The sequence below is a fragment of the Candidatus Frankia alpina genome, assembly GCF_902806485.1.
GTDB lineage: Bacteria > Actinomycetota > Actinomycetes > Frankiales > Frankiaceae > Frankia > Frankia alpina.
In genome coordinates, this window is record NZ_CADCWT010000248.1 from 1 (window position 1) to 6417 (window position 6417).

At 67.4% G+C, this 6417-nt stretch carries 8 protein-coding genes and 2 pseudogenes; 1 reads left to right on the plus strand and 9 read right to left on the minus strand.

Annotation, left to right across the window (positions count from 1 at the left end; genetic code table 11):
• Window positions 1-93 precede the first annotated feature (93 nt).
• Window positions 94-624 carry an ATP-binding protein gene (locus tag G6R25_RS19845; protein WP_235949180.1) on the minus strand — a complete coding sequence of 177 codons (531 nt, stop codon included), beginning with the start codon at window positions 622-624 and terminating at the stop codon, window positions 94-96.
• Window positions 625-1279: 655 nt separating this feature from the next.
• Here G6R25_RS19845 and G6R25_RS19850 point away from each other — a divergent pair.
• Complete coding sequence (locus G6R25_RS19850) at window positions 1280-1600, plus strand: hypothetical protein (protein ID WP_136448807.1); 321 nt, start codon at window positions 1280-1282, stop codon at window positions 1598-1600.
• A gap of 169 nt (window positions 1601-1769) precedes the next feature.
• Here the strand turns inward: G6R25_RS19850 and G6R25_RS27965 are convergent, their stop codons facing one another.
• The 8 genes and pseudogenes from G6R25_RS27965 to G6R25_RS19890 all read right to left on the minus strand — a co-directional run bounded on the left by G6R25_RS27965 (window position 1770) and on the right by G6R25_RS19890 (window position 6143).
• Window positions 1770-1997, minus strand: coding sequence for a zinc ribbon domain-containing protein (locus G6R25_RS27965; RefSeq protein WP_268903858.1), 228 nt, complete (start codon window positions 1995-1997; stop codon window positions 1770-1772).
• A gap of 33 nt (window positions 1998-2030) precedes the next feature.
• A pseudogene (locus G6R25_RS19860) lies at window positions 2031-2177 on the minus strand (helix-turn-helix domain-containing protein); the annotation flags it as partial.
• A gap of 193 nt (window positions 2178-2370) precedes the next feature.
• Window positions 2371-3387: an aldo/keto reductase gene (locus G6R25_RS19865; RefSeq protein WP_336502165.1), complete on the minus strand. Its 1017-nt coding sequence runs from the start codon at window positions 3385-3387 to the stop codon at window positions 2371-2373.
• 186 nt (window positions 3388-3573) lie between these two features.
• Complete coding sequence (locus tag G6R25_RS19870) at window positions 3574-4128, minus strand: Uma2 family endonuclease (protein ID WP_163554159.1); 555 nt, start codon at window positions 4126-4128, stop codon at window positions 3574-3576.
• A gap of 184 nt (window positions 4129-4312) precedes the next feature.
• Window positions 4313-4456: pseudogene (locus G6R25_RS30890) on the minus strand (serine hydrolase); the annotation flags it as partial.
• A gap of 138 nt (window positions 4457-4594) precedes the next feature.
• On the minus strand, window positions 4595-5302 hold the full coding sequence (locus G6R25_RS19880; protein WP_163554160.1) for a metal-dependent hydrolase: 708 nt from the start codon (window positions 5300-5302) through the stop codon (window positions 4595-4597).
• Between the two features lie 180 nt (window positions 5303-5482).
• On the minus strand, window positions 5483-5794 hold the full coding sequence (locus G6R25_RS19885) for a type II toxin-antitoxin system VapC family toxin (protein ID WP_235949184.1): 312 nt from the start codon (window positions 5792-5794) through the stop codon (window positions 5483-5485).
• Window positions 5795-5855: 61 nt separating this feature from the next.
• A complete protein-coding gene (locus G6R25_RS19890) occupies window positions 5856-6143 on the minus strand; it encodes a type II toxin-antitoxin system Phd/YefM family antitoxin (RefSeq protein ID WP_163554157.1) in 288 nt (95 codons plus the stop codon).
• Window positions 6144-6417: the final 274 nt, after the last annotated feature.

The window sequence follows — 6417 nt, forward strand, 5'->3', positions numbered from 1 at the left end:
ACACTCACACCCCGCAACAATTACCCAACCTCACAAATCGTTGCCGGGAATGGCTCACTGAGGCGTTGGTCGAAGATGGCAAGGGTAGTGGTCTCAAGCCGGAGACGGTCGAGATAGCCGTCGAGCTGCTTGAGACCCGATCGGAGCGGGTTCGGCTTGGACGGACGCCAGGTCTTGATCTCGACGGCTTCGCGTTGGACGTGGCGGGTGCCGTCGGGTGTGGTGTAGGGCCAGCGGAAAGTCTCCGGACGCGCGTTCGGGAAAGCCAGCACGGAGCTGTCGGAGCACATTGACGAGGCTCAGGCCCCGGAGCGCGTCGATCTCGTCGAAGAACAGCACGAGTGGACGCGGGCACGCCTGTGCCCACGCCCGGAGCGCTCCCTGGAGCAGGGAGCCTTCGGATTCGACCGGCCACGCCGGCGGGTGCAGTTCCGCCGGAAGGTGATCATCGACGTTGAAGCGGATCTGGGCAAGAATGTCGCGGCCCGCCGCCCCGTAGTCATCTCCAGCGCTCTCGCCGACCTCGCAGGAGAAGTGCAACCCGGCGTACCGGCCCTGCGCGGTCAGATCTCGCGCGAGTGCCCGCAGAGCCGTCGTCTTACCCGTCTGCCGAGGTGCATGCACGACAAAATATGCCTGCTGATCGACGAGCCCGGGCCCCCTGCGGCAGCCGTTCCAGCGCCGGGATCATGTAATGCTTCGCTGGCGCGCACGGACCAGCCGTGTTGAACCGGCGACTCATCGATCGATCCCCTTCAGGGCCGGTTGGGCTCAGCGGAGTGGATCTCCTGGCAACTGCGCGACGACGGCTGGGCTGTGCACCTGCGAGCCTGGCACGCGGTCCCGGGCACCGACGTCACCGCCTGGGCGGGCCGAAACCTCGCCGGGCCGGAACCTCGCCGGTTCGGACCATGTACTGGCCGTGCTCTCGCATGCCTACCTCGCGTCCGGATGAGGCCGGTCGACGTCGGTGTCTGGCTCCAAGACCCCTCGGGCTATTCGCAGTTTCGCGGTGCGGGCTACACTCCGGTCTCCCGGAGATCCTCTGGTTTTCGGGAAGAACCATGACGATCCATCCGGAGGTCTGATGACTGAGGCAGACTATCCGACGGACAGTGAGCAGAGGGCTGCGCCGCGCGCCGACCTGTGGCCGGCTCAGATACCGAATCCGCCGCTATCACCCCGGCCCGGCCAGGCCGTCGCCTCGGCCCAGCCTCCGATCGGCGCCATTCCCCCCATCCCGCGCAAGCAGGCCGCGTGGGGCCTGTGGTGGCTCTGCGTGATCACGTTCTCGATCTACTACCTCATCTGGTACGACAGGATCAACCGCGAGCTGTCCGCGATCCTCGGCCAGCCGCGCAGGGCGAACAGCCAGTGGTGGAACCAGCTCATCCCGTTCTGGGGCCTCGTCGGCCTCGGCGCCACCGCCAAGCGACTCAACGCCGCGCATGCGCTCGTCGGCTCACCGACCCGGGTCGGTATCTTCACGTCCTGGTTCTGGGCACCTGGCTGGTTCGGCTCGCAGACCCGTTATCTGCAGCAACGCATCAACATTCTGCATGATGTGCTGGCTTCGCGGACCGCCCACCCGGGGTACTGATCCCATGTTGCCCGGCTGCAACAGGCAGCCCGTCTGACCGCCGCGGCGGGTCGCACGATCTCTCCAGTGCGGTCCGCCGCGCTCTGAACATTTCGTCGCGGTTCGGACGAGTGCACTCGGCCCGTCACGTCGTCGAGCAGGCTCCGCCGGCTGTCCCGTCAGTTAGTCATCAGCGACACCGCAGCGGTGGCACCAAGATCCCAGTATGCCCCACGGTCGGCGGCGGACAGACCGCCGAGGACCCTGCGGCCAAAACGTTCTTCGCCGCGTTCACATCCCGATCATGGACCGCCCCACAGACACACTCCCACTCCCACTCCCAGATGTGCAACGGCAGCTCCGCGACGACCACCCCGCAGGACGAACATGTCTTCGACGACGGGTAGAACCGGTCGATTCTGTCGGTCTCGGCATGGGTGACCCGACGCTACTCCTCCCGCCACGCCCGGGACCGCTCGGCAAGCGCCCGATTGTACACGTAGCGAACACAACCAAACGTCATGGCAAGCTGCACGGACTGCTCCGGATCCGGGTAAAAGCGATAGCGATATGCCCGCTTGATCGTCCGGCTTCCCATAGCCATCAGAATAGCACACCTGTTCGACAGACTGGCGCTGTTGTCGATGCGCTAACCCCGCCCTGAACGACGGGGCCTGCACGCTACGTTTCATGGTCACACAGGGCTCGGCACCACATGGCGCCAAGCGCCCAGGTCGACTCCTGCCCTGCGCAGACACGCGCGCGGTGGCTGACGCAGAGGGCGATCTTTGCTACCAGGCGAAGTGCTCGGGGGCCGTCCGGTAGCCCGGGAAAATCTCGTCCAGCCGGGCAAGCGCCTTCTCATCCAGGCGAACGTCGAGCGCCCGGACAGCGTCGTCAAGGTGCTGCTGGATGCGCGGGCCGACGATCGGCGCGGTGACGGCCGGCTGGTGCAGCAGCCAGGCGAGCGCGACGTCACCGGGCTCGTGGCCGAGCTCGGCGGCGAAGTCCTCGTAGGCCTCGATCTGGGGGCGCCTGGCCTCCAGGGTCTGCGCGGCACGGCCCTCGAGGCGCCGCCTGCTCTCGCGCTCCTTGCGCAACACGCCACCGAGCAGCCCGCTCTGCAGCGGCGACCACGGCAGGATGCCCACGCCGTAGTGCTGCGCGGCGGGCAGCACCTCCAGCTCGACCTCCCGGGTAAGGAGATTGTAGATCGGCTGCTCGCTGACCAGACCGAACGTCCCGCGCTGGGCCGCGGCAGCCTGCGCCTGGGCGATGTGCCAGCCCGCGAAGTTGCTGCTGCCGACGTAGAGGATCTTGCCAGCCGTGACGGCGACGTCGATGGCCTGCCAGATCTCATCCCACGGGGTGGCGCGGTCGACGTGGTGGAACTGGTAAACATCGATGTAGTCGGTCTGCAGGCGGGTCAGGCTCGCGTCCAGCGCACGGCGGATGTTGAGCGCCGACAGCCTGCCCTCGTTGGGCCACTCCCCCATGGCGCTGTAGACCTTGGTGGCCAGCACGGTGCGCTCCCGGCGCCCGCCGCCCCGCGCGAACCAGCGGCCGATGATCGACTCGGTGTGGCCCCTGCCCTCCCCAAGGCCCGACACACCGGCCGAACGCAGGCCATAGGCGTTGGCCGTGTCGAAGAAGTTGATGCCGTACTCCTGCGCCGACTCCATGATCTTATGAGAGTCGTCCTCGCTGGTCAGGGGGCCGAAGTTCATTGTGCCGAGGCACAGACGCGAGACGGACAGACCGGAACGACCGAGTTGGGTGAACTGAATCTTGGGCGGAGTCCTCTCGATGAGGGATCAGCCGGCATCTCGCTCAGGCAAGCGGTATGCCGGCATCATCGAGTCTGCACCTTCGAGCGTGCTCCAGGTCAAGCCGGCCGAGCACCACCCGTGCCGCCGCCGGCCGTGCCACCGTGGTCTGCTCATGCGCCCAGCCGGCTCACGTCCGCCGGGGGTCCATCGCGGCAGGGCACCGAGTCAAGGCTGGGTCAGGTCAATCTTCACCGGAAACGGCGCGACGGCTTCGATCACGCCAGTGTGAACGTCGCCGACCCGGTAGATCTGTACAGCGGGATCGAGCACGTATGTGTAAACCAGTGGCACGCCCGTTGCTGACGGCTCGACCCGCCAGTAGAACTGGATGCCGGCCCGGGCGTACTGCTCCGGTTTGAAGACGCGGTCCGTGGTCTCCGAGCCTGGCGAGACCACCTCGCCGACCAGCAGGATGTTCTCCGGACGCATCGGCACGGTGTCGACCGTGCCTGCCCGGTACACGACGACGTCAGGCCGGCGGACAGTGAGTGGAACATCCTGGAGCCGGACATCGAAGTCAAGATCAGCGAACCACCCCGGCGCCCCAGCCAGCTCCAGCGCGACTGCGATCTTCTTCGCCAGCCGGTTGTGCATCAGCGAGGCGCTGGGGACCATGACGACCATCCCGTCCACGATCTCGATGCCCCGGCTCTGCTCCTCGGACAGCGAGTCGTACTGCTCCGCTGTGAGCTGCTGGTGCATCCAGGCAGGAGCGACCATCTCCGCGGTCATGGCGCACCTCCCTCGCTCGGCCCCAGGCACGATGCTCCAGATCAAGGGTAACCGGCCAGCCGCACCCGTGAAGCGGCTGACGACCAGCCGCGGCGAGCACCGCCCGGTCATCGCTGCCCCGATAGGGATCGAGACCCAGATAGGTGAACCCCGCGACTCGCGCCCACATCCAGGCGTCACCGGACAGCCGCGACAGGCCCGAGGTGTGGGTGCACAGCTCCCGCAGGGTGGTCGAGCCGAACGGCGTACCGCCCTGCTCCGGCACGATCGCCGCGACCGTGTCATCCACCGATTCGTCGCGGGTAGGAGCCGGCACCGGTGACCGGCCGACCTCACCACCCGCACGAACTGATGGGCGGGACCCGCCGCGCCGGAGGGAACAGCGCCACCCGCTCGCCTGGCCAGCTCGATCGCCGAGCCGAGGGCTGGCCAGGTGAGCGCGGTCAGACAGGCGTCAGCGCAACCCGTGGGAGAGCAGGGCGCCGTCCAGCACGTGGACCGTCAGGATGACGATGACGCCGGCCAACACAGGCACCACCACCAGGCGTTCGGCCCTCCCGTCGGTGCGGGGGACCAGGACGACCTCCATCCGCCAGTTCACCGGCCAGAGCAGGAGGCAGCCTCGGGGGGTCAGGCAATCACCGATCAGGTGCGCAAGGCATCCCAGGACAACCGGGTAGGCGACGAAGCTCATGTCCAGGCCGTGCATCAGATAGACGGCGACCCCGGCCGTCACGCAGTCCTTCAGCCCCGACCAGAACTCGTGCCCCTTGAAGTCCAGGCCGAGGCCGCGCAGCCCGAAGCCGACGAGGACGAACAGTGCCGCCCACCAGCCATACCGTAAATGGTCCGCCAACAGGCTCATCGCAACGCCCATGGCGAGCGCGAAAAGCAGGGAGTGGGTGGCATGCCGATGGCCACCGCTGGCCCGGCTCACCCATCGGCAGATCGTCCGAGTGACCGGGCCGAGGGTGTTCGCGATCCGGCCGTTGGGATGGTCGATGTCGGGCAGCAGACCCGCACCCGCGGCCACCACCCCGCCGGCGATCACCTGCTGGGACGACAACGACAGCGCGTAGGTCCCCAGCCAGTCCTCCCGGCCCAGGAAGGGCACGACCGCCAACCAGAGCGCCGCACCACTCAGCGCGTGCGTCCGCCCCATCACCGCTGACAAACCTCATTGATCGGCATTCGGCGGACTCTAGCCTGACGTTTCCACCGGGCCACGCCGGGCGTGCCCGGCCGGTCCAGGCGGGTGCGGGCGGAGGTGTCACCGAGCCGACGCGGCGACCTCCCTGAGGTAGAGGTGCGAGTAATCACGAAAGCTGCGGCCAGCCCGCTCTCAGGCAGGCACCGCGACATTGAGACGTTCCTGGGCGGCCGCGGCGGAAAGGCGTTTGTCATAGCTGATGAAGACCAGCGACGGCACATCGAGCCGGAGGGCCGTCGCGAGATGAAGAGCGTCCAGCGACCGCAGCAAGGGATCCGTCAAGGCCGCGGCGGAGACGAGGATCGGCTCCTCGACGGGCACGAGCGTGACGCCGGGAACCCGGGGAAGCGCGGCGGGGTCGCTGCGACGCAGTGCGCGGGTCACTTCCAGCGCGGCAAGCGCAGATGACACCGAGACGCCAGGCCGGGCGGCGAGCCAGGACACAGCGCGCGTGTCTCCAGCTCTGGATGGATCAGCTTCACCAACGCGCTGGAATCCAGATAGATCACGCAGACTCCTCGCGCAGTTCCGCGACGACGTCCGTGGAATCGCGCCCGTCCCAGCCGCCGGTGGGAACCGGTTCGGGGAGATCAGCCAGGCCCGCCGTGGGCACGGTGACGCGCCCCTGCGCGACGAGTTGATCCAGGTAGTCGCTGCCGGCCTGGGTCAGTTCCGGCACCAGCCTCGCCCACGGCCGCCCGTTGCGAGTGATGATGATCGACTCTCCCGCGTGGGCGCGGTCGACCCAGCTACCCACGGCGTGGCTGAGATCCCGCATACTGACGGTGGTCATGCCATGAGTCTAACAGTTGTTAGACATGAGGTCTGATCGCGGCGATGCCGCCAGGGCTGGAGCGGCGGAGGCGTACGCGACAGCGCCGACCGGCACTAGCAGTTACCGCTTCTGACCTCCCGGTCCGTCACCAGGGCCGCGCGAAGGTCACTTTCCGTGCCGACTGGTTACTCTAGGTTGCGAGGAATGTGAGGGCCCGGTTGCGGTCACGGGCGATGGAGTTTTTCCGAAACTCGCCATGGCTGATTCGAATCAGATCGCCGGGATCGTAAAT